The following is a 20,834-nucleotide window of genomic DNA, read 5'->3' on the forward strand; positions in this document are numbered from 1 at the left end:
GGCATTACCCTGGATCCATGTGCGCGAGTTACGGACTGGATCCGCGGTTCAGCGGCTACGAAGCGCTGGCCGAGGCTGATCAGGAACTGGTCGCAGAGCTGCGCGAGTGGGCCAGGCAGAACGCAAGCGAGACCATCCGCCCGACCGGTAAGAATCTGCGGAACCTGAACGCGCTCATCCGTGGGTCCGAGGAGGGCCCGCACCTTGAACGCGCGTGGTGGGGCTACCTCGTCGGTGGCGAGCCGGCCAAGTTTCCCTCAATCAACACGCGTTCGGAACGCCTGCAGGAACGGCCGGGCGGGCTGGCCGGTCGCGCCATCGTGCCGGCGACCAACTGGCTCGAGATGCAGAAGCCGAGCCGTGACTGGTACAGCTTCGGCCTGGGCGAGCACGGCGAGCACGAGTTGTTCGGCATGGCCGCCGTCACACAGCAGGGGAGGCCGACCGGCGGCGATCCGGTCACCTGCTACTCGATCGTGATGCAGCCCGCCGCCGAGGCGCTGACCGATTTTCACGACCGGATGCCGCTGCTCATTCCCGCGGACTTCGCGGAGGTCTGGCTCGACCCGGCGCAGGATCCCACCCGCGAGCTCATCGATGCCGCACTCGATGCCAGCCGCGCGGTGAGCGAACGGGTTGGGGCCACTCGGCTCGAGAAGTAGAGGCAGACCATTGGCCGTTTTACATCCGATGCGCAAGAACGGAGCGACATGGACGTCGAAGAGGTGGATCTGCTGGTGGTCGGCGGAGGCAAAGCGGGCAAGTCGCTGGCGATGGACGTCGCGCGTGCCGGTCGGAGCGTCGCGATGGTTGAACGCGCCATGATCGGGGGCACCTGCATCAATGTCGCGTGCATCCCGACGAAGACGATCATCAACAGCGGACGGTTGCTGAAAGATGCCCGCAGGGCGGCCGAATTCGGTATCACCGGTGTTGAACATCCGCGCGTGGATATCGATCTGCTGCGCCTTCGTAAGGAGGATGTCGTCGGCACCATGGTGAACGGGCAGCTGGCTTCCTTCACCGGCTCCGGCATGGATTTCATCCTGGGCGAGGCGAAGTTCGTGGCGCCCAGAACGGTTGAAGTCGCTGTGAACGACGGTGGCACTCGCCGGTTGCGCGGTTCGGATGTCGTCGTCAACCTCGGAACCGAGCCGCTGCTGCCCGATATCAAGGGATTGGCCGAGTCCGCCGTGCAGACGAGCAACACGCTTCTGAACCTCGAGTCGCTGCCGGAGAGCATCATCGTACTCGGCGGCGGTTATGTGGGGTGCGAGTTCGCCGACTTCCTGAACACCGTCGGGGTGACGGTGACCATCATCCAGCGCCATGACCAGCTCCTTCCACGGGAAGACGGCGATATCGCCGGCGCGATCGAGCGGGCCTTCAGGGACGCGGGAATCACCGTGCGGCTCGGTGCGTCGGCCGAGAGCATCTCGAGGGCCGAGGACGGCTTGGTCTCGGTGACACTGTCCTCCGGTGAGACGGTGACGGCGGCGGACATCCTGGTTGCCGTGGGCCGCACACCGGTGACCGTCGGAGCGAATCTCGAAGAGGCTGGCATCCACATCGATCCTCGCGGCTTCATTCAGGTTGACGAGCATCTGCGCACGAGTGCCGAGCACGTGTGGGCCGCCGGCGATGCAGCGGGCACCCCGCAGTTCACCCATGCCTCCTACGACGATTACCGTGTGCTGAAGGCCAATCTCGCCGCCCAGAACGGTCAGGAAGAGTTGCGAAGCACTCAGGGGCGACTGATCCCGTATTGCGTCTTCACGACTCCGGAGTTGGGTCGTGTTGGCCTCACCGAGGCCGAGGCTCGCGGCGCCGGTTACGACGTGCGCGTAGCGCGGATGCCGGTCACCGCGATCCCACGGGCGCGCACGCTCGGCCACCTGGAGGGCATGTGGAAGGCGTTAGTCGACCGTGACACGAACAAGATTCTGGGCGCGGCCCTGCTGGGCACCGAGGCAAGCGAGGCGCTCGCGGTCGTGCAGCTGGCGATGCTCGCCGGCATGGAATACACGGCCGTACGGGACGCCATCATCAGCCACCCCACGATTGCGGAGGGTTTGAACCTGCTGTTCACTCCGGCGTACCTCGAGCCGTGACGGGCGACCGCAAGTCGAGTCGGGTCAAAGTGTGACGATTTCCGCGATAGGTTCAACACTTTGACCCGACTCGATTGGCAAGGGGTACTCCGATTGGGGGATGCGTACGTCAACCACACCATCGGCCGCTCGGCCGACCCGGTCTCTCCGGAAGCGCTGCGACTGTTGACATACGGCCGCAACTACGCGGCCCGCTACCAGCAGGAGGTTCTTCCCATGTTCACCACACCGAAACCGACCAACGATACGGATCGGCCCCATCGGCACGGCCGAGGGTTTCTGCTCGGCGCGTGTGTTACCGCCGCCGTCATCGCCGGCGCGGTGCTAGCACCCGCCGCAGCAAACGCCGCGACCCCCTCCACCGCAGCCGCTGCGCAGTCCGCACCGAGCAACCCGGCGTCGCCACAGGTGTCCCGCGGCTTCCACATCTGGAACCTGACCGGGCATCCGATGAAAGTCGACAGCATCAAGGGCAACGCCCAGTATGAAGGACGCCCCAAGGTCGGCCACATCCTTCAGCCTGGTCAGATGGACGACTGGGAGGTCCAATTCAATGAAAATTACGACTCCACATCCATTGTTCACTACTCCATCCTCAACAACGACGGCACCGTCGCCGGCTCCTACGACCCGACGATGACCGTCTCATCGACCTATGGTTTCCCCCCCCGCTACACCGCGACAGCGACCAACGGGTTCGTGGTGTCCGGGCTGGAGATGGACCTGGTGGTGATGGCGCCAGACGGCACCGTGACCAACCCGCAGGCCCAGGCCTACATGCTGCGGTCACTGTGCAACAACGGTTTGGCCGCCTGCACGTTCACGGACATCAAGCGGGAACAACTCACGACCCCGAAGCACCAAGTGTGGAAGGGCACGACCGTGGGCGCGGACGGTCCGGGCACAGTACCGATCGCGGTGTCGGACACCACGAACTTCACCATCAATGTCAACACGCCGGTGACCGTGGACGGCCCGTTGTTCAAGGCGATCGCGAACGGAATCAAGGCGCAGTACAAGCAGGACTGGGTCGGCACGCGCACCCAGACCGCGAACGTGAATGTTCCCATCAACGCCACGTCGGTGATCTCGGCGGTCGCTCCTCTCTACCGCGACACCGGCACGATCACCATCAAGGTCGAGGGTCACACCTGGGCCCTGCCCGGCGTGTCGTTCGACAGCCCGGACACCACACGCACCGGAACCTGGATCGTCGACACGAGCCCGGGGCACTGAGCCTCAATCGAGTCGGGGCACAGTGTGCACGATCTCGATGTCGGCCGCGGCGTTGGCGTGACTGCTACCATCCCGGCATGTATTTCAGCGGAATCAGCGTGCTCATCTTGGTCATCTACGTTGCCCTCGCCGCGGCACTGGCCTGGGCGCTCGTGCTGTGGCTCATCGTGGGCCACCGATGGCTTTCACTACATCCGAAGAGTGGGAAATCGGTCCAGCTCCCATCCCCGGATGCTTCACTGCCACCGCCTCCGCCATCGGCGTAAGCGTCTCGCAAGGGTCCGCGCGCCTGCCGACACGTTCCAACCGATTGCCTCGACTTCATAGTGCGCGAAGTGCTCGAATGAGCGTTCTTTCCAGCACTTCGCGCACTATGAATCAGTCGCGAACCTCGTTGCCGGCCGTGGGCGCTGGCTATGGGCCGCGAAGTGCCTGGCTTGGTGGGATTTGAGTTGCCCGGAATGCGGGGTAGATGCCCGCGATTCCGCCCAGAGTCGTCGCGACGGCGATTGGTGCCCAGATTGCGGACGGTGGGATGAGGAGCATCCAGTTTTGCAGGAGGGCGACGATCATGGTTGCGCTAATTCCGAGGGTGACGCCGAGTATTCCTCCTGTGGTTGAGAGGAGGACTGCTTCGAGCAGGAATTGGGTTGCGACGTGGGTGCGGCGGGCGCCAAGCGCTCGGCGCAGGCCGATTTCCGTGCGGCGTTCGAGCACGGAGATGACCATGATGTTGGCGACACCGATTCCGCCCACGAGGAGGGTGATCGCGCCGAGTCCAAGGTAGAGAGAGGTGCCGGCGTTTCGTACGGCGACGCGCGCAACGAGGGCGTCGGATGGGCGGCTGACGGCAACTTGGTCGGGGTTTTCCGGGTTGGCCGTGCGGCCGAGGAGGTCGGCGGTTGCGGGGACGGTGTCCTGGTTCGCGCGGACGTAGATGCGGCTGGGTTGCGAGGTGGAGTATAAGTCAGTGGCGGCCATCGGGAAGCTGACGAGGGCTGACCGGTCGATCTCGGGAGCGAGGTCTAGAGGGCGCAGGATGCCGATGACGGTGAACCAATGCCCTACCCCCGCGTTCTCAATCCAGATACGGGTCGGGCCTCCGTGTCCGACGGTGTCGAGTTGGGTGATGCCAAGGGTAGCCGCCGCTGTGGCGCCGAGGACGACGAGGGGGTAGTGGTCTGCGCCCGCCGTGAGGAACTGGCCGTCGGCGAGTTGAGTGTTGAGCGTGCCAGGAAGCGAGGAGTCGACGGCGCGCACGTCGAGACCGCCGCTGGCGTACGAGGGCACCTTGTCCGTGCGGTACACGCGAGCGGCGAGGATTTCGGCGGTCGGAGTCGCACGGAGCACGCCGGGCGCTACGCGTATCATCGCCGTGGCAGTTGCCGGCAGTTGTGTCTCGACGCCGGTGATGCTGCGTCCGTTGACGACGGTGAGCAGGTTTGTTCCGAGCCGGTCAATTTTCGCAAGGAGGTCGGCTTGGCTGGACTGGGTGATGCCCAGCACTGCGGTGATGGCAGCGATCCCGATGGCGATGCCGAGGATGGACAGTGTCGAGCGGAGGGGCCGCGCGCGCAGCCCGGTCGCGCTGGAGGCGAGCGCATCCGTTTTGCGGACGGTGGATCGCAGCGTGTGCGCGGAAGGGTTTGTCATGGCGTGACGCTGTCGTGGGTGAGGCGGCCGTCGCTGATCTCGAGGCGGCGACGCATCCGCTGTGCGATGTTGGTGTCGTGGGTGATGACGATGACCGTGGCGCCCTCGCTGTTCAGTTGGCTGAGGAGGCTGATGATCTCCGCACCGGTTACAGAGTCGAGGTTGCCGGTGGGTTCGTCGGCAAGGAGCAATGCGGGGTCGCCGATGATGGCACGGGCGATGGCGACGCGTTGGCGTTCGCCGCCGGAGAGGTTTGACGCACGGTGGTGGGCTCTTCTGGCAAGCCCGACTCTGTCGAGCGCTTGCAGTGCCGCCCGACGGCGTCGGTCTCGGCGGATGCCCTGGTAGTAGAGCCCGAGAGCAACGTTCTCCAGCGCGGTGAGTTGGTCGAGGAGGAAGAATTGCTGGAAGACGACGCCGATCCGGTGCGCCCGGAAGCCAGAGAGGGCGGCATCGTCGAACTGGTTGATTGGTGTTCCGGCGATCCGGATGCTTCCGCTCGTGGGCTTGTCGAGGCCGGCGGCGAGTGTGAGGAGGGTGCTCTTTCCAGACCCGGATGCGCCGACGATCGCCACAAGCTCTCGTGAGCGGATGCTGAGATCGATGCCCTGGAGTGCGTTCACGGCCGGATGGCCGGAATAGGTTTTGCGCACATCGTGAAATTCGAGCACGGGGGTAAGTTCGAGCACGTCGCGAAGTTCGAGCACGGGGGCGGCGGTCATGGGTTCGGGACCTGGACTCTCATTCCGGCCGTCAGGCCGGCCCCGCGGATTTCTACGGTGCTTTCCACGTCGTTGAAGAGTCCCGGTTGCACGGTGACGAGTTGTGTGGTGTGGGCGCCGATCACGCGAACTTGGTAGCCGCCGCCTGGCCGAGCGAGCAGCGCGGTGATGGGCACGGTCAATGCGTGGGCGTGCGTTGCGGTGGTGATCGACACTTGGACAGGTGCGGCGTCGAGAGCGGCAGCGGCAGTAGGCAGGGTAACGGCGATCGTGACGGGAAGGGTTGGAGGTTGGGAGCCGCTTTGGTTCGAGGAGGAAGAACCATCGGGTATGGTGGCGGCCCCGATGTTCGCGACGGTCCCCGCGATTTGGCTGCCGTCCGGGAGGGTGACAGTGACGTGGTCGTCGGGTTTGACCTGGCCCTGCGACTCGGCCGGTAACGCAGCGGTGACGGCGTGTTGCAGCGAGGTAGCGGTCAGCACGGGCGCCCCTGCAACGGTGGATCCGAGCAGGTTCGGGAGCGCGGCGATTCGCAGGGGGGCGGGGGCGAATGCGACACTGCCCAGTGGGAGGGTCCCGGTTCGTTCAGCGGGTGGGATACCGAGCTCCGCTTGGAGCCGGACGATGGCGGCCTGGGTCCCTGGCGTGAAGTGGTCGTCGAGGTCGAGCACATGGTTCGGGTCGAACCCCAGGTCGCGCAGGTTCTGTTTGAGCTGGCGGATGTCCTCGCCGTCGCTCATCCCGGCGACGAAATCTCGCCAGGCAGGTCGGTCCCCGCGTAACAGGACAACCGGGGCGCCGGATGCTTCATAGATGCGTTGGCCGAAACCAATGGTTGCTCCGGTCGCCGGAAGCCAGGTGAGAACAGTGCCTTGAGGGGGCGCGACGATGGGGAAGGAGCCGACGAACCCGAGGGTCCCCGATATATCGACTTGGGCTGAGATGTCGGTCACGCGGATCAATGCGGTTGCGGTGTTCGACCCGGTTGCGTTCGCGCTGGTGTGTGCAGACGGTCGACCCAGAATTCCAGTCGACGCCGCCACGGCGATCCCTACTCCGAGAACGAGAACCGTCAGGATGCCGCCCAGCATCCAGACTCGGCGCCGACCCGTCGTCTCGTCTGAGCGGTCCGTGTCCTTGAGGTCGGTGTCGTTCATGAAATAGCGATTCCTCGATCCCAGTACTTCTGGCACGCCTGTAGTGCGGTCTGGATGCGTGGCGACTTGCCCTCAGCTTCGAGAGGAGTCCCAACGATCGGGAAGGTGCCGTCCGCTTTCGGATCCGGCCACTGCGGAACCCCGTTGGCGCGCATGCACTTTGCGAACTTCAACAGTTTGGCCAAGTCAGCAGCGGTGTAGCCCTGGCCGCCTGCCGATGCCGGCAGCTTGTCGAGAATCGCTGAGCAGGCGTCATGGACGGCGGAAATCTGAGCCTTTACCGTGGGGTCCGAGCCGAAGTCGACCTGGCCGTCCGACCCGATCTGCGGGTCCGGGAAATTCGGCTGGCCGTGCGCACGCGCGCAGGCGGCGAATTTCTGCCACACCGCCAGCGGGCTGTTCGCCGTCGATGTGGTGCCTTGCGCGACGGAAGCCGACGGCTGCGCTGAACCCACGGTGCAGCCGGCAGCCGACAGCGTGAAAACTGCGGCAAGCAGCAGGGCCGCTCCCACTCGGTGGGTTCGTGGCAAAGTGGAGAGCATCGGTTTTCTTCCTTCCAGTACTGCGACGCCATCCAGCGTGATCCTCCCGATCTGGCATGTCGTCTGGCCGGGGAAACATCTTGGGTTTTCGGGTACCCCTCCAGGCAGAGGGCGGGGTGCGACCTGGGTTGGATTCGCTTGCCGCCATCTCGGAATACAGTGAGGCATGACGAGTTGGACACGTGTTATGGCGGCTGCCCGACGGCCGCTACGTGCGCGTCCGGTAGCCGGAGACGTGGGGCTGGTGGTTGCCCTTCTGGGTGCCAGCGCCGCCGTCGGCTGGCCCTACTTCATCGCCGATCACAGCAACCTCAAGATGATCGCCGTATTCGGCTCATTCGACGCGTGGCGCGTGCAGGTGCTTGTCTGGTGGCTGCTTACTGCGGTTTCCGTGGTCGCTCTGTTCTTTCGTCGACAATGGCCCCTGACCGTGTTCGTGATCTGCGCAGTAGCCGCGGGCTGGCATCTTTTCGCGTGGCCGACCCAACTGTTCGCGGCCGACCTCGCTGCACCAATCGCTCTTTACTCATTAGCCTCGGCCGCCCGGCCAAGGCGGCTCTCACTCGGAGTCGCAATCGCTGCCGTCGTGGGCTGTTGGATGATCGTTCTGGCCTCGCATTCCACCCTGGGCATGTGGAGCACCACCCTTCAACCGGCGGGAGGTGGATTCTTCCCGGAAGGCGTTGTGGCGGCGCTCTCATCGTCCATAACGGCCGCGGCCGTTCCGGTGCTGTTGCTCGCCGCCGCATGGTTCGCGGGGGACGCCTCGCGCGAGCGTCGTGAACATGTCGCCACGCTCGAAGCCCGCAGCAGGGACCTTGCGCGCGAACAAGAACAACGCCTGCAGCTCGCGGCCGCTGCCGAACGTGGGCGCATCGCCCGAGACCTGCATGACGTCGTCGCCCACGGCCTGTCGATGATGATCGTGCAAACGCAAGCAGCATCCGCTGTACTGAAGCGCGACCCCGACGAAGCGACAAGTCTTCTCGTCAACGTCGTTGCAGCTGGCCGCCGGTCGATGACCGAAATCCGCGCGCTGCTCCTTGTGGCCCGGGAGAACGAAGCAATCAGCCCACAGCTCGAACCTCAGCCGAGCCTCGAGCAGCTTGACGCGCTCGCTGCCACCATGAGAGCAGCGGGGATCGACGTCACGCTAGAGATTCACGGCGACAGGCCAACCCTGCCCGCGCTGCTTGACCTGTCCGCATACCGGATCATTCAAGAAGCACTCACCAACGCCGTCAAACATGCCGGTTCCACTGCCAGAAGCACTGTCCGCCTCACCTACCGCCCGACCGAAATCGACATTGATGTCGAAAATGACATCGCGGCAACGCCGCATCCGATTGATGTGCAAGGCAACGGTGTTGATGACCACGGAAACGGTGTCGATGAGCAAGGCGATGACCACGGAAACGGTTTGCGCGGCATCGCCGAACGTGTTGCCGCGTTCGGCGGTTCATTTGAGGCAGGAGCCGTCCCGGGCGATGGTTTTCGCCTCCACGTCACCCTCCCGCTAGAAGCGAAAGCCTAGAACCGCAAGCCTAGAACCGAAAGCAGGGTGACGGAGTGATCAGAATAGTGATCGTCGACGATCAAGCGATGGTCCGCACCGGCTTTCGGCTGATCCTCGATGAACAGCCCGATTTGCAGGTCGTCGGAGAAGCCGCAGACGGCCTCGAGGCCATCCACCTCGTTGACCGCCAGCGCCCGGACGTCGTCCTGATGGACGTGCGGATGCCCAACCTTGATGGAATCGAAGCTACCCGTCGCATCCTCGACGTCACTGCTCCCGTGCCCCGTCCCAAAATTCTTCTGCTCACCACGTTCGACCTCGACGAATACGTGTACAGCGGGCTGCGTGCCGGAGCAAGCGGGTTCCTTCTCAAAGACGCTCTCGCCGCCGACCTCGCCGCCGCGATCCGCACCATATACCAAGGCGAAGCCGTTACCGCCCCCTCCGTCACGCGACGACTCATCGAGCACTACATCGCAACCGACACACGCGACGTTTCCAGTAAGAGCCCACCCGAAGCACAGGCGCTCCAAGCACTCACCCCTCGCGAACGAGAAGTGCTCTCCCTTGTGGCCCGCGGCCGTTCCAACGCGGAAATCGCCGCCGACCTCTCGCTCTCAGAGGGGACGGTCAAAACCCACATCGGACGCATCTTCAGCAAGCTCGGCCTCCGCGACCGCGTGCAAGCCGTCATCCTCGGATACCGGGCCGGCCTCGTCCCGCCCCGGTAACAGGCGCCAACCGGGCGCCAGGCGTACGAGGTGGTGCAGAGGCAACTTGCAATCGGTGGAGAATGGGGGACTCGAACTGTCCAGCGCACCGGAGCGCGCAGCATCCCGGAGGCTCATTTTGACGCATGAAATCAACGATCTCGAGTGATTGGCGTGTGGACAAGACCACCAGGATTCACGGACCCACACGGCCGGCAGCACATGAGTTGGCACATGAAACTTGGAGTGCTTCGAACGTGAGGCTGCAAACTCGCTGCGATATTGGTCAGATTTTCGGTCACCTTTTCGGCCGCAGCGTAGTTTCCTGCGACAGCCACCTCGTGGATTTGACGCGCGTTCATCGGGCATAATGTCGGGTGGCCTAGGTGCACAGCTCGGGCCTCGCAGTGCCGTGGGACCGTATGTTCGCTGGCGAGTGTCCTGTGGCGGTCCGACTTGCGGGTGGTGGGAGGCTCCACGCAGCTGTAGCCGATTTTCTTGAGTTTGCCGCACCGCTCGATGTGGAGGATGTAGTCGCGGCTCTCAACTACGGCCTGTCCGTGTAGAGCAGGCTGTATGAAGTTGTTATCGATCGGCTGGCGTGCGCACCCGATCCCATGATCCCGCTGTTTCTGCGGGGTTGGGCAGCAAGAGGCTACCGCATTGGCTCCGGGCTCCTAGATTTTGACGTGGACGCTCGTGGCGATGGGTCCTTCCAGGAGGCCGTATTGCTCGTAGGCGAGCACGTCGACGAATGTGGGCCCGCCGCCCTCGATTCGCACTTTCCCGGTTCGATGCACGCGCAGCGTGCCACAGAATAGGCCTGCAGCTCCAATTTGTAGGAGACATCCGGCACCTACGTCCACCGTCCGATACAGCCACACTGGAAACTGGAATGGCGATTGGGCGACAATTCCGCTGAGATGCTCTTTCCAGCCGGCGACCGCTCGAGAGTTTCCGTGCACATACTCCCGGAGGGCGAAACGAGTGCTGAGCGTGATGTTTTCTTCATCGCGCGTTCTGACCTCATCGGGGAACTCTGACACCATTACCCCGTATCGCGGATGATCACCTGGCCAATAGTCATCGGGCTGGCCGAGCAGGGCCTTCATCTGATCAATATTCGCGATTGTAACTATCTGCCTCGAGTTCCTACTGGCATCTGTTTCGTTGTCGAGTGCCTGTCGTTTTCCGCGTTTGAGCACTAGGTCTGTGAGTTCGGCCTCGTCGAGCTCCAAGCCGAGGTATTTCGCGCGCGAGCCAAGGGTCGGCGTGGCTTCGGTTTGTTCAGCGAAGGTGATTTCCAGGGTCGTCACCTCGCCTTCCACGATGACGAGGTGACCACGGCGAGACGCGAAGCCAGGGGCGCGAGCAACAACGTGGTATCCGCCTGCGGGCAGTTCCTGCATAGACGACTCGCCGCGCCGTAACTCGATGACGTGTTGTCTCGCCGCCGATGGTGACTGTTCTGTGACGAGCGCGACGGCATCTTCCGGCGTGTCGTTCGCGAAAATAACCAGAGTGCCAGATGAACCAGAAAGGTAGAGCGACCGCGCACGAGCTTGAGCTTCCCTCGTAAACGCGTCGACGGAGTTTCTGGAGTTATACGTCTCGTTCGCCGGCACACAACAGACGCAATTTTGCGCGCATGAGCAACTCATCAGGCCACCACCCTCAACGTGTCGACTATTCCGTCGATGCCGGCCGCGCCGCGCGGGCCAATGTTTCCTGGCGACCCATTGATCATTCGCGGGCCGTTGTCACCGGACTTGCCGCCAGGGCCGCCATTGCCGTAATCTCCACCGTCGCCTCCGCCACCGGCACGGCCTTGGTTATAACTCACCGCAAGTTGGCTGGTGGCAATGCTGACGCCGATCGTCAAGTCGAACTCATTGATGTCGCCGCCCTTGCCTCCTTGGCCGCCCGGGCCGCCTTGGCCGCCATCGCCGCCCTGACCTCCCGGTCCTGCGGGTTGTTCGTCATCGCTGTTGCCGCCGTCTTGGCCCTCGCCGCCATCACCGCCGGGGCCGCCCTTGCCGCCGAGTTGTCCGCGGCCGCCGTCCAACTCGATACTGAACGAACCGTTAATTGTTTGGGAGATTGTGAATCTCACGCCAGGAGGAGTCGAGCCCCCATTCCCGCCAGGCGCACCAGGAACCCCCCAGGTTCCGCCCGTACCGCGGGCACCGCCCTGCCCGGGATCATCGTGGTCCCACCACAATGCTCCCCCGTCGTTCGCGTTCCCCGCCTGTGTGGGAACGATCTTGCTCGGCGCGCCGGGTTTCGCCGTCACCGGTGGCGGCGGTTGAAGCGGCTGGTCGTATCCGGCGACGACAAAATTGGCCATGAGAATCGTCCTTCCCCGGCCGGTAGAAGAGGACCATTCATACGGGTCACAGAGCTAATGCCGGACCGTCGCGGGTGACTATAGTCCTGTCTGAGTCGAACCACCAGCTTTCGCCGAGATTCATTGAGGGTGATGACATCATGGAGCAGACGGCGCATCAACGCTCAACTCGGTTTGACTGATTCTTGTGCCCGTCGCAATCGTGCGCCGACTAGTCTGCGTCGTCGAAGGTGCCTCCTCGCGAACATGGGCGCGTAGTCGGAAAACGGTGTCTTCGTGAGCACTAATCGTGGAGACAGTGCTTCGTAGCGGTTCTGACTATGAGCAGTACGCTCCCGCATTGGCCCTGCTAGCCGACTCTGCCGGCAGCAAACCGTTGGTTCGGTCGTTGGCGAAGTCATCCGATCCGCGGTAGCGGCGTTTGGAAGCAGTATCGGTGTGAAGACCCAGTTGTCTGCGTTTCGAAGTGGTGGGCCAGCGATTCTCACTGGCGTCTTACTGCTCGCGGGTTGCGCCGCGTACTTCCACCCGGGCTGCGGCGTTGGTCCGACTACCGCTCAGTCGGTCGGCGCGCGGTGGGAACGTGCCAAGGCGCCAGCCAGTCCTGCCGCGAGTACGGCGAGTGCTATTACGCCGACTGCAGTCGCAGCCCAGCCGGCGTGGGTGAAGACGATGCCGCCGGCCCAGCCGATGATGCTCGAGCCGAGGTAGTAGAAGAGGGTGTAAAGCGCGGTCGCCTGCGCGCGCCCGACGTTTGCGCGGGCGGCGGTCCAGCCGGAGGCGATGGAGTGGGCGCCGAAGAAGCCCGACGTCAGCAGTACCAAGCCGCCGATGACGAACGGCAACGAGGGTAGGAGGGTGAGCAATACCCCGGCGATCATCACTGCGATTGAAACGAGCAACACGACCAATCGATCGTGTCGGCCGGCGGCCGACCCGGCACGGCGTGCCGACCAGATGCCGGCGAGATAGGCCAGGAACAACAGTGAGGTGGCTGTGGTTGAAAGGGCGAACGGTGCCCGTTCGAGTCGGAAGGCCAGGTAGTTGTAGATCGTGACGAATCCGCCCATGAGTAGAAATCCCTGGGCATACAGTGCGAGCAGTGCTGGCGATCGCAGATTGATCCAGACCATTTTGAACAAGGCGACGCGCGCCTCGGTTGGCACCCTGTGAAAGCTTCGAGATGGCGGAGCCGCGAGCAGGAAGCCGACGGTAACCAGTGCCGAGAACACCGCGACTGTTCCGATGCCCCAGCGCCAGCCGAGTACCGAGGTGATCGGTGCGGCGATCAGGCGGCCGAGGAGGCCGCCGATCGCAGTTCCGGACACGTACGTTCCGGCGGCCAGCGCGGTGAAGGCCGGATGGATCTCCTCTTGCAGGTAGGCCAACGCGAGTGCGGGCAGACCGCTGAGCGCGACCCCCTCCGCAACTCGCAACACCAGAATTCCTGTGAAGCTCGGGCAGAACGTCACAGCGAACCCGAGCAGCGTCGCTGCCGCAAGCGAGTGTTTCATCGTGGGCAGCCGTCCGATGCGGTCGGCTATCCAGGACATGGGCAGCACGCCCGCCGCGAGGCCGATCGTGGCGGCGGAGATGAGCAGCTCGGACTGGGCCGGGGACACGTGAACGGCTGCTGAGATCTCGGGCAGAATGCTTTGCGGTGCGTAGAGTTGCGCGAACGTGGCGATTCCCGCACACGCCAGGGCTGCCAAGACACGTTTGTATTGACGCGAACCCTGCCGGTGTCCATGCCAGATCGCATGGCCGGCTGTTTGTGTCATACTCCCGACGGTAGGACGCTCAGCCACATACCACCAATGCATTGATCCATTCGAACCGATACGATTTGATCATGAGTTATTTTGGGACGACTCAGCTGCGTGAGATTCTCGCCGACCTGCCGTATCTCGTCACGGTGGCCGAGACCGGAGGGGTCACCGCGGCCGCCGACGAATTGGGCGTGCCGCAGCCGACAGTGAGCAGATGCCTTGCCCGTCTCGCCGACCGGATCGGCGCCCCGATCCTTACTCGCCGGGGCCGCGGCGTCGAACTGTCTCCGGAGGCCGTCGACTTTCTGCCGCACGCCCAACGAGCACTTGACGCGGTGCGTGCCGGTATGGATGCCGTGATCCGGCGGGCCGAGGAGCGTTCCAATACCGTGTCGGTCGCGTTCCAGGACACGCTGGGGCGTGTCGTTGTTCCCGCGCTGCTTCGTGCTGTCCTCAGCGTGCGGCCCGGCACGCAATTCGAGTTGCGGCAAGGTTCGCACGAGTTCTGCGTCGACGTTCTGGAAAGCGGGCAGGCCGACGCGGTGCTGCTCTCGCCACCGTATGCCGGCGAACTGTCGGCGAAGACCATTCGTCTCTATGTGGAACCTCTGGTATTGGCTGTGCCTCCCGGTCATCCTTTCGCCGGGCGTTCTCATGTGCGGTTGCGCGAGCTCGCCGGTCAGCGGATGCTGCAAATGCGTCCCGAGTTCGGGCTGCGGGGCATGGTCGATCACATTCTCGTGGCAGCCGGTGTCGAACTCGAGCGGGCATTCGAGGGCGAAGACTTGCACACGCTGCGCGGTCTGGTCGCGGTGGGGCTGGGAGTAGCGATCCTGCCGCCGGCGGTTCCGTCATCTTCAGATGTGATCGAGGTGCCGATCGCTGACCCGGGTGCCATTCGCGAGATCGGCATCACGTGGCTGTCACAAGCCTCCAGGTCGGCCGCCGCGCGCGCTCTGTTCGAGATCGCCGCCGAAAGTTCCGACTGGCTACCTCGGCACTGACTTGTCCGCTGCGCAGGACACACGGCTTGACGGGATCGGGTTCACGCGGGCCGGAAGTCCTGCCGGATGAGTGTTTTCCCGTTCGGCAGGGGGTATTCCCATCGACCCACGGCGACGAAATCTGCCGCCGACATCACCGAATCTAGCGTGTCCGCGTCAATATCCGATGACACAGTGGCGAGGGCGTCGAACGACGACGAGTAGCCTGTCGTACTGACGAAGCCTGCCGTCTCATTGCGCTGGATTACGCACGACAGCACTCCGATCGAGCCGGCATTCGCGGATGCGAAGGCGGCGAACTCGTCGGCGCCGACGTATTCGATGATGAGGTTGGCGATGAGCAGGTCGACGGGCTCGATCACCGTGGTCCGGTCGATGCTGGTCTGGATCAGGTGCAGGTGGCCGCCGAAGATACTTCGATACCGGGCCTCGCACGCGGCCAGGTAGTCGGGGTTGATGTCATACCCGTACACGGTTTGCACGGTGTGCGGGTCGATGAGGTCCAGCCCGTTGCCTCCGGCAACCCCCAGCACGCCAACAGCGCGGGGCCGATACGCGGCGAGTTGTTCCGCGGTGATGGTGTGGAGTTGCTGGAGCTGGCCGACTCGCGCGTCGCTCATGTGAGCCTCGTACACGTCAAGGTCGATCCCACGCCACGGATGATCCGGCGCACCTGAGTGATGATCGGTCGCGGTCATCAGGCCGGCCTGGTCGGCGGCTGTTGCAGCGGCAGCGGTCGGCTCATTCTTCGATCGCTCCGCCGATGGTGCGCAGGTGTTGGCGGAAAGTCACACCGTCGTGGTCACGCGCGGCGAGGTAGTCGGAGAATCGGGCCTGGTCGCGGAAGCTGTCACCGAGGTTCATTCGAGCGGCCTGGTGCCGCTCGGTGTCGCGAATCGAGCAGGCGAGCTCGGCGATGTCCGCGACGCGGTCCAGCGGCAGGAACAGAACACCATCGTCATCGGCGAGCACGAAGTCGTCCCCGGTCACGACGTGATCCCCGACCCGCACCGACGTGAGCGCATCAGGCTCCTGCGCGTCGAGGCGCTGTGGGCCTGCAGGGAAAGCACCTTGGCTGAACACCGGCAGCCGAATCGTGCGCAGCTCGCGCGTGTCGCGGTGCAGACCCCAGATCACGATGCCGGCCAGCCCGGCCTGCCGCACTTCCAACGCGATGAGGTCACCAACGCAGGCCTCATCATCCCGCCCGCCGTTGTCAACAACGAGTACATCACCCGACTCGGCATGTTCGAGAGCTTCCAGAAAGACATCCACACTGCCGTAGTGACGCGCAGGCTGGACCCGCCCGACGATATGCGAACCGCTCCACACGGGGCGCACGTTCGCCGGCGCGCACCGAACGGGGATGCCCAAACGCATGATCGCATCGGCCACGTGGGGAGTGGTCAGATCAAGATAGCTGCCTTGCAGTTCGGGCCTGTTCATGGGAGCGATTCTCCTCCGAAAATTCGCGACCGCGGAATCCGCCGACGCGCCGGGATCCTCTCCTGATTCACCGGTCGCACCGCGCACCATCACACACCGTCGGCTACGGCAGGAAGGGGGTGTCGCGTCTGGATCCGGCTGATCAGACCGTAGCTGGCCAGGCATACGATGGCCGCCACGATGGCACCGGCTAGTGCTCCGAGGTAGTTTGTCGCGACCCAGTAGGTGAGGACGAATGCGACGTATCCGGTCAAGCCTTGCACCAGCCCGGTCAAGGTGCTGCGCATTGCGGGTAGGCCGTTCTTGGTGAAGATGAAGACGCATAAGGTGGCCGTGAAGATGGGAAACGCACCCACCGCACCGCCGACAGCCGGGCCGAATTGGTGCGCCGCTACGAGCAGGCCCGCGGTTGCCGTCAAAGCTATGGCAGCCCGCACCGTGATCATCCACGGTCCGGTCCGGGCTGGCGCTGTCTGCTGCACGGGCTTGTCTGTGGGAGGTAACAAGCGGCGGCCACCGGCCAGTGCCGCTAGGCTTGCGGCCACCGCGATGATCGGCGGCACAAGAGTGGCGATCCACGCCAGCGCGCCGAAGGCGGGGATACCGATCAGGAGGGCGCGCGTGATCCCGAGTCGCCCCGTGCTCCAGGCCACCACCAACGCGAACCCGACCTGCGCGGGGGCGTAGCCGGCCATGTGCAAGGCCATGTCCCGGCCGACCGGCAGTCCCATGCTCGTGGTGACAGCGACCAGACCAACGGCCGCGGTAACTGGTGCGGAAGCAATCATTCCGGCGACTGTCGCGCCGAACCGGTTCTCGAACACGCTGGCCAGAATCATCAATAGCGGTACGCACGCCAACGAGATCAGTTCCGCCGAGGAGAAATTCACTCCTTCACTGTCCCGCCAACGCTTACATCGTGTCTAGCGGACGTTTCCGTTGTGAAAACATCGTAAAATCCGATGTATGGAACTACGGCGGTTACGACTCCTGGCCGAACTACGACACTCGGGGACGATCGCGGCCGCAGCGCGAATCCTGGGCTACAGCCCCTCATCGGTGTCCGCACAACTGGCCGAACTTGAGCGAGAAGCAGGAGTCCCGCTGCTCGTGCGCGTTGGACGCAACGTGCATCTAACGCCGGCCGGTCAACGACTCGCGGACCACGCCGAGACCGCCCTGGCAGAGGACGAGCACGTCCGCGGCGAACTGGCCCAAATATCCAGAGGTCGAGCCTCCGGCACGATACGAGTCTCATTCGTGCAGACCGTCGCCCTGGCCCTGCTGCCCGCTGTGGTGGCCAACCTTACGGACACTGCACCAGACCTCCGCCTGGAACTGGAACAGATCGAGACCCCGCCCGCGCTAGAGGACCTTCGTGCGCGTCGGATCGACCTGGCTGTCGGGATCGACTACGCCCCGGTACCGCCGCCGCGGTACCCCGACATCGACCGTCTCGACCTGCTCGAAGAAGACGTACTCCTCGCCGTACCGTCCAGGTCTCCACTGAGCCGGAAACACCCCCTGACGGTCCAAGACCTGCGAACCATGGCCTGGGCTGTCGGCAACCGCGGCGGGGGACACCACGCCGTCACCGAATACCTCTGCAATCGCATCGGCGAATTCGAACCCGACGTGCGCTACCACACCGACGACGCCCTAAGCCTGCGCGCCCTGGTCTCCTCCGGACACGCCGTGACCTTGCTCCCGGCCCTGATTGGAACCGCGGCCCCCGGGGTCACCCTGCGCATACTGGACGGGGTACACCTCAAACGGGTCATCTTCACCGCGGTGCGGGCATCCACCACACAAACGGCGAACATTCTGCAAGTGCGTGACGCGCTCACCCAAGCCGCACGAGAGGCAACCACCGGCCGCACGGACGCGCGAGTCATCCAACCCACACAGCCGGCGTGGTAAGCAAGCGGACATCGACACCGAGAATCCCGCAGGAGGTTCGGCATCTGCAACGGTCGACAACCCGGTGACCGTTAGGGACACGATGGCCACTCTTGTGCGATGCGCTGCGGCCTTGTTGCGGCGCGGCACTGTCAGGATCGGAGCACGGGTATTGAGGACTTCGACCGTTTTGATCACCGGGGCCACAACGGTATCGGCCTGCATGTTGCCCGCCACCTCGCCGAGCAGGGGTTGACGGCGCTTGTCGGTGCCCGGGACGCGGCACGCGGTGCTGAGACGGCCGCCCAGGTCGGCGGTCGCCCCGTGGTACTCGACGTCACCGACCCGGACACGATCGCGGCGGCCGCCGCCGCGATCCCCGAACCCGACGTCTTGGTCAACAACGCTGGCATCTCGCTGGATACCGGCGCATCGGTCATTGAGACCGATGTCGAGATCTTCCGCCGCACCTATGAAACGAGTGTTTTCGGGGTGGTCGCTGTGACCAATGCGATGCTGCCCGCGTTGTCCCGCTCGGCGCATCCTCGCATCATCACCGTTTCCAGCGGCACCGGGTCGCTGGGTTGGAGCACCGAGCCCAATCCGAAGTTCGACTTCCAGGCGGCCGGTGTTCTCCGGCTTGCGCTGCTCCCAGACGACGGCTCCACCGGCCAGCTATTCTGCTACGACGGGACAGTCGCGCGCCGGTGAAGCCGCAGAGATCCGCCGCGACCACGCACCGGTAACAGATTCTCTTCCTTGATCAGAATTTCTCAGCCGGCCGTACCTCTAATGCGAACTATTTGCTTTCGGAGGCGATTGCTCCTTGGGCGGTGAGCCACCGGATCAGGTTGTCCTGGCCGGTCCCATGCGCGTTGGCCGCGTCGAGCGCGGTTCCGGTCGCATAGTCGGGCTGCCAGTTCAAGTCGGCACCGCGGTCGAATAGCAGTTCGGCAGTTCGACGTTGACCTCCGGCGCACGCATGCCAAAAGGCTTGCGAGACGTTTTCCGGAGTGGCGAGTGTCTCGTCGCTGAGCAGCTCCTCGAGTCGGCTGGACAGACCGAGGGCCGCGGCATGCCAGAGAGCATCGACGCGCGCTCCGCGCGCCACGAGAAGTCGGGCAACGTTCCAGCAGTTGTAACCGATCGCGTTGTCCAGCGGCGTGCCGATCGATCCGCCCTGGGTCTCAATGTCGGCGCCGCAGTCAATTAGCACAGCTGCGACGTCGGCGTCGTCGCTGCTCGCCGCCCAATGGAGGGGCGTCTCGCCGTGATCCCCATCGCTGCGAACATTTACCTCCGCGCCGGTGTCTATCAGCAGTCGAGCAATTCGGGACCCGTTCGGGAAGAATCCCGGCCAGTCGGAAACGACGTGAAGCGGAGTGCGGCCGTTCGCGATGCCTCCGAGGCGAGACGCCGCGATACTCGGGTCATCGGTGAGAAGCCGCTGAAGCGCCTCCAGGTCTCCGCTACGTATCGCGGCGATCACCGCAATGAATTGGCGATCGGAGGTCATCGATCACGGCCTGCTCGGAGGGTTGACATCGCGCGCTATGCGGCGTCTGCGGACGAATTGGCGCGGTCGCCGCGCCAAAAGAACGCAACCCATCGCCCGCATCGCCGGCAGATGAACGCCGCTCCACTGTTGAGCGAGTGCAGCTTCTCCCGAGGAAGATCGCGGCCACAACAAGAACAGCACAACTGACCGTCAGAACTCATGAGCTTGGATCCCTTCGACTAGTTGATCGACGGTCGGCGAACCCGCCAACCCGATTGGAGTCATGTAGATACGGTATGCCAAATCATGCGGCGCCCGTGCGTCGGAATGAGGTCGATCCTGTACAAGGTGATCGTCGGTGAGCCAGCAAAGGCGGTGCCGACGGCGTCCTCAAGAGATTAGAGCAACCGGAACCCAATGGACTCGTCCCTATGACCCGTCGAGTTTATGGCCTCCTGCAAACGGTCGCCCGCGTATTCCGGCTCCAAAACTCGACGCAGGCTGCGTAGTTGGCGGGCCCCTGACGTGATCGTGCGCAACGCGGCAAGCTCGACCAAGACAGGATCCGCGCGCGTCCTCGACATGCACTCCGAGACTGTGGGAATCGTGAAGACATACAAGGCGAAACGTGGCGCGATCCGTTCTCCAAAGGAAGTCGGCCGACGGTGGACGTTCCACGTTGAGCGTGCTCGAGTGGCGATCGACGGACTGCCCTGGGTCACACTCAAGGGGCTGAGGCATACGCACGCGACCCTGCTGCTCGAACTCGGAGAGCACCCCAAAGTGGTGCAGGAGAGCCTGGGGCGCTCGACGATCACCACGACCATGAACATGAACATCTACAGCCACGTCACCCCGGCGATGCAGAAAGCCGCAGTACGCCGCTTCGCGGAGCATCTGAATCAGGCTTCGCACATACTTCAGCACGTGGAGTGGAATATGCCGTCGCTCGCGAGTATGAAGACGCCATCCCAGGCAACTTGCAATCGGTGGAGAATGGGGGACTCGAACTGTCCAGTACCCACTCGCACACAGGATCACGAAGGCGCGTTTTGGCCCGAAATCAAAGGGGAGTCGGCGAGCGGACCTGTGGAAAACTCCCTCAGGATTCGCGGACTTACATGGCCGGTAGCACATGAGTTGGCACATGAAGAGGGCATGCTCTCACGGGTTCGTGTGCGCACCGGATCGGTCCCCAATTCGACGACCGTGTGCAGGTTGAAC

The 20,834-nt window shown here is 63.9% G+C and carries 20 protein-coding genes; 9 read left to right on the forward strand and 11 right to left on the reverse strand.

Annotated elements, in window-relative coordinates; all coding sequences use genetic code 11:
* Nucleotides 1-17 precede the first annotated feature (17 nt).
* From QU604_RS05370 to QU604_RS05385, 4 genes are all read left to right on the forward strand, one after another.
* The gene (locus QU604_RS05370) at nucleotides 18-662 is read left to right on the forward strand and encodes an SOS response-associated peptidase family protein (RefSeq protein ID WP_308467784.1); all 645 of its coding nucleotides are present in this window, start codon (nucleotides 18-20) and stop codon (nucleotides 660-662) included.
* A 48-nt stretch (nucleotides 663-710) separates the two neighbouring features.
* Nucleotides 711-2,111 (forward strand): dihydrolipoyl dehydrogenase family protein, encoded by a 1,401-nt coding sequence (locus QU604_RS05375; protein WP_308467785.1) that lies wholly within the window; start codon nucleotides 711-713, stop codon nucleotides 2,109-2,111.
* Between the two features lie 60 nt (nucleotides 2,112-2,171).
* Nucleotides 2,172-3,347: a hypothetical protein gene (locus QU604_RS05380; RefSeq protein ID WP_308467786.1), complete on the forward strand. Its 1,176-nt coding sequence runs from the start codon at nucleotides 2,172-2,174 to the stop codon at nucleotides 3,345-3,347.
* A 77-nt stretch (nucleotides 3,348-3,424) separates the two neighbouring features.
* The gene (locus QU604_RS05385) at nucleotides 3,425-3,613 is read left to right on the forward strand and encodes a hypothetical protein (protein WP_308467787.1); all 189 of its coding nucleotides are present in this window, start codon (nucleotides 3,425-3,427) and stop codon (nucleotides 3,611-3,613) included.
* A 148-nt stretch (nucleotides 3,614-3,761) separates the two neighbouring features.
* On the opposite strand, the gene QU604_RS05390 is transcribed toward QU604_RS05385, so the two are convergent.
* Genes QU604_RS05390 through QU604_RS05405 form a run of 4 tightly spaced genes read right to left on the reverse strand, consistent with a single transcriptional unit; the run spans nucleotide 3,762 to nucleotide 7,421 of the window.
* Nucleotides 3,762-5,000: an ABC transporter permease gene (locus tag QU604_RS05390; protein ID WP_308467788.1), complete on the reverse strand. Its 1,239-nt coding sequence runs from the start codon at nucleotides 4,998-5,000 to the stop codon at nucleotides 3,762-3,764.
* Entirely contained in the window at nucleotides 4,997-5,722 is a 726-nt protein-coding gene (locus QU604_RS05395) for an ABC transporter ATP-binding protein (protein WP_308467789.1), read from the reverse strand. The genes QU604_RS05390 and QU604_RS05395 overlap by 4 nt, the downstream gene beginning before the upstream one ends.
* Nucleotides 5,719-6,879, reverse strand: coding sequence for a peptidoglycan-binding protein (locus tag QU604_RS05400; RefSeq protein ID WP_308467790.1), 1,161 nt, complete (start codon nucleotides 6,877-6,879; stop codon nucleotides 5,719-5,721). The genes QU604_RS05395 and QU604_RS05400 overlap by 4 nt, the downstream gene beginning before the upstream one ends.
* Entirely contained in the window at nucleotides 6,876-7,421 is a 546-nt protein-coding gene (locus QU604_RS05405) for a hypothetical protein (RefSeq protein WP_308467791.1), read from the reverse strand. The genes QU604_RS05400 and QU604_RS05405 overlap by 4 nt, the downstream gene beginning before the upstream one ends.
* Nucleotides 7,422-7,587: 166 nt before the next feature.
* On the opposite strand from QU604_RS05405, the gene QU604_RS05410 reads away from it, so the two are divergent.
* Entirely contained in the window at nucleotides 7,588-8,955 is a 1,368-nt protein-coding gene (locus QU604_RS05410) for a sensor histidine kinase (RefSeq protein WP_308467792.1), read from the forward strand.
* 35 nt (nucleotides 8,956-8,990) lie between these two features.
* Nucleotides 8,991-9,668: a response regulator gene (locus QU604_RS05415; RefSeq protein WP_308467793.1), complete on the forward strand. Its 678-nt coding sequence runs from the start codon at nucleotides 8,991-8,993 to the stop codon at nucleotides 9,666-9,668.
* A gap of 656 nt (nucleotides 9,669-10,324) precedes the next feature.
* On the opposite strand, the gene QU604_RS05420 is transcribed toward QU604_RS05415, so the two are convergent.
* From QU604_RS05420 to QU604_RS05430, 3 genes are all read right to left on the reverse strand, one after another.
* Nucleotides 10,325-10,963 (reverse strand): hypothetical protein, encoded by a 639-nt coding sequence (locus QU604_RS05420; RefSeq protein WP_308467794.1) that lies wholly within the window; start codon nucleotides 10,961-10,963, stop codon nucleotides 10,325-10,327.
* A 344-nt stretch (nucleotides 10,964-11,307) separates the two neighbouring features.
* Entirely contained in the window at nucleotides 11,308-11,994 is a 687-nt protein-coding gene (locus QU604_RS05425; protein ID WP_308467795.1) for a hypothetical protein, read from the reverse strand.
* A 557-nt stretch (nucleotides 11,995-12,551) separates the two neighbouring features.
* The gene (locus QU604_RS05430; protein ID WP_308467796.1) at nucleotides 12,552-13,775 is read right to left on the reverse strand and encodes an MFS transporter; all 1,224 of its coding nucleotides are present in this window, start codon (nucleotides 13,773-13,775) and stop codon (nucleotides 12,552-12,554) included.
* A gap of 71 nt (nucleotides 13,776-13,846) precedes the next feature.
* Here QU604_RS05430 and QU604_RS05435 point away from each other — a divergent pair, with 71 nt between their 5' ends.
* The gene (locus QU604_RS05435) at nucleotides 13,847-14,767 is read left to right on the forward strand and encodes a LysR family transcriptional regulator (protein WP_308467797.1); all 921 of its coding nucleotides are present in this window, start codon (nucleotides 13,847-13,849) and stop codon (nucleotides 14,765-14,767) included.
* Nucleotides 14,768-14,808: 41 nt separating this feature from the next.
* Here the strand turns inward: QU604_RS05435 and QU604_RS05440 are convergent, their stop codons facing one another.
* From QU604_RS05440 to QU604_RS05450, 3 genes are all read right to left on the reverse strand, one after another.
* Entirely contained in the window at nucleotides 14,809-15,387 is a 579-nt protein-coding gene (locus QU604_RS05440; protein ID WP_308467798.1) for a class I SAM-dependent methyltransferase, read from the reverse strand.
* Nucleotides 15,388-15,508: 121 nt separating this feature from the next.
* Nucleotides 15,509-16,213 (reverse strand): RraA family protein, encoded by a 705-nt coding sequence (locus QU604_RS05445; protein WP_308467799.1) that lies wholly within the window; start codon nucleotides 16,211-16,213, stop codon nucleotides 15,509-15,511.
* 89 nt (nucleotides 16,214-16,302) lie between these two features.
* Entirely contained in the window at nucleotides 16,303-17,103 is an 801-nt protein-coding gene (locus tag QU604_RS05450) for a hypothetical protein (RefSeq protein WP_308467800.1), read from the reverse strand.
* Between the two features lie 76 nt (nucleotides 17,104-17,179).
* Between QU604_RS05450 and QU604_RS05455 the strand changes: the two genes are divergently transcribed.
* Entirely contained in the window at nucleotides 17,180-18,133 is a 954-nt protein-coding gene (locus QU604_RS05455) for a LysR family transcriptional regulator (protein WP_308467801.1), read from the forward strand.
* Nucleotides 18,134-18,232: 99 nt separating this feature from the next.
* Nucleotides 18,233-18,823: an SDR family NAD(P)-dependent oxidoreductase gene (locus QU604_RS05460; protein ID WP_308467802.1), complete on the forward strand. Its 591-nt coding sequence runs from the start codon at nucleotides 18,233-18,235 to the stop codon at nucleotides 18,821-18,823.
* A gap of 88 nt (nucleotides 18,824-18,911) precedes the next feature.
* Here QU604_RS05460 and QU604_RS05465 read toward each other — a convergent pair whose 3' ends face one another.
* Nucleotides 18,912-19,628: an ankyrin repeat domain-containing protein gene (locus QU604_RS05465; RefSeq protein ID WP_308467803.1), complete on the reverse strand. Its 717-nt coding sequence runs from the start codon at nucleotides 19,626-19,628 to the stop codon at nucleotides 18,912-18,914.
* Between the last annotated feature and the right edge of the window lie 1,206 nt (nucleotides 19,629-20,834).

Origin of the sequence: Rathayibacter sp. SW19, assembly GCF_030866825.1 — a bacterium.
Lineage (GTDB): Bacteria > Actinomycetota > Actinomycetes > Actinomycetales > Microbacteriaceae > Rathayibacter_A > Rathayibacter_A soli.

What these genes read in the sequence shown, in the direction of transcription:
- QU604_RS05405 (WP_308467791.1), bottom strand. Translation starts at nt 7,421, where the DNA reads ATGCTCTCCACTTTGCCACGAACCCACCGAGTGGGAGCGGCCCTGCTG.
- QU604_RS05430 (WP_308467796.1), bottom strand. Translation starts at nt 13,775, where the DNA reads ATGACACAAACAGCCGGCCATGCGATCTGGCATGGACACCGGCAGGGT.
- QU604_RS05390 (WP_308467788.1), bottom strand. Translation starts at nt 5,000, where the DNA reads ATGACAAACCCTTCCGCGCACACGCTGCGATCCACCGTCCGCAAAACG.
- QU604_RS05465 (WP_308467803.1), bottom strand. Translation starts at nt 19,628, where the DNA reads ATGACCTCCGATCGCCAATTCATTGCGGTGATCGCCGCGATACGTAGC.
- QU604_RS05425 (WP_308467795.1), bottom strand. Translation starts at nt 11,994, where the DNA reads ATGGCCAATTTTGTCGTCGCCGGATACGACCAGCCGCTTCAACCGCCG.
- QU604_RS05370 (WP_308467784.1), top strand. Translation starts at nt 18, where the DNA reads ATGTGCGCGAGTTACGGACTGGATCCGCGGTTCAGCGGCTACGAAGCG.
- QU604_RS05445 (WP_308467799.1), bottom strand. Translation starts at nt 16,213, where the DNA reads ATGAACAGGCCCGAACTGCAAGGCAGCTATCTTGATCTGACCACTCCC.
- QU604_RS05435 (WP_308467797.1), top strand. Translation starts at nt 13,847, where the DNA reads ATGAGTTATTTTGGGACGACTCAGCTGCGTGAGATTCTCGCCGACCTG.
- QU604_RS05440 (WP_308467798.1), bottom strand. Translation starts at nt 15,387, where the DNA reads ATGAGCGACGCGCGAGTCGGCCAGCTCCAGCAACTCCACACCATCACC.
- QU604_RS05460 (WP_308467802.1), top strand. Translation starts at nt 18,233, where the DNA reads ATGCGCTGCGGCCTTGTTGCGGCGCGGCACTGTCAGGATCGGAGCACG.
- QU604_RS05395 (WP_308467789.1), bottom strand. Translation starts at nt 5,722, where the DNA reads ATGACCGCCGCCCCCGTGCTCGAACTTCGCGACGTGCTCGAACTTACC.
- QU604_RS05410 (WP_308467792.1), top strand. Translation starts at nt 7,588, where the DNA reads ATGACGAGTTGGACACGTGTTATGGCGGCTGCCCGACGGCCGCTACGT.
- QU604_RS05385 (WP_308467787.1), top strand. Translation starts at nt 3,425, where the DNA reads ATGTATTTCAGCGGAATCAGCGTGCTCATCTTGGTCATCTACGTTGCC.
- QU604_RS05455 (WP_308467801.1), top strand. Translation starts at nt 17,180, where the DNA reads ATGGAACTACGGCGGTTACGACTCCTGGCCGAACTACGACACTCGGGG.
- QU604_RS05400 (WP_308467790.1), bottom strand. Translation starts at nt 6,879, where the DNA reads ATGAACGACACCGACCTCAAGGACACGGACCGCTCAGACGAGACGACG.
- QU604_RS05375 (WP_308467785.1), top strand. Translation starts at nt 711, where the DNA reads ATGGACGTCGAAGAGGTGGATCTGCTGGTGGTCGGCGGAGGCAAAGCG.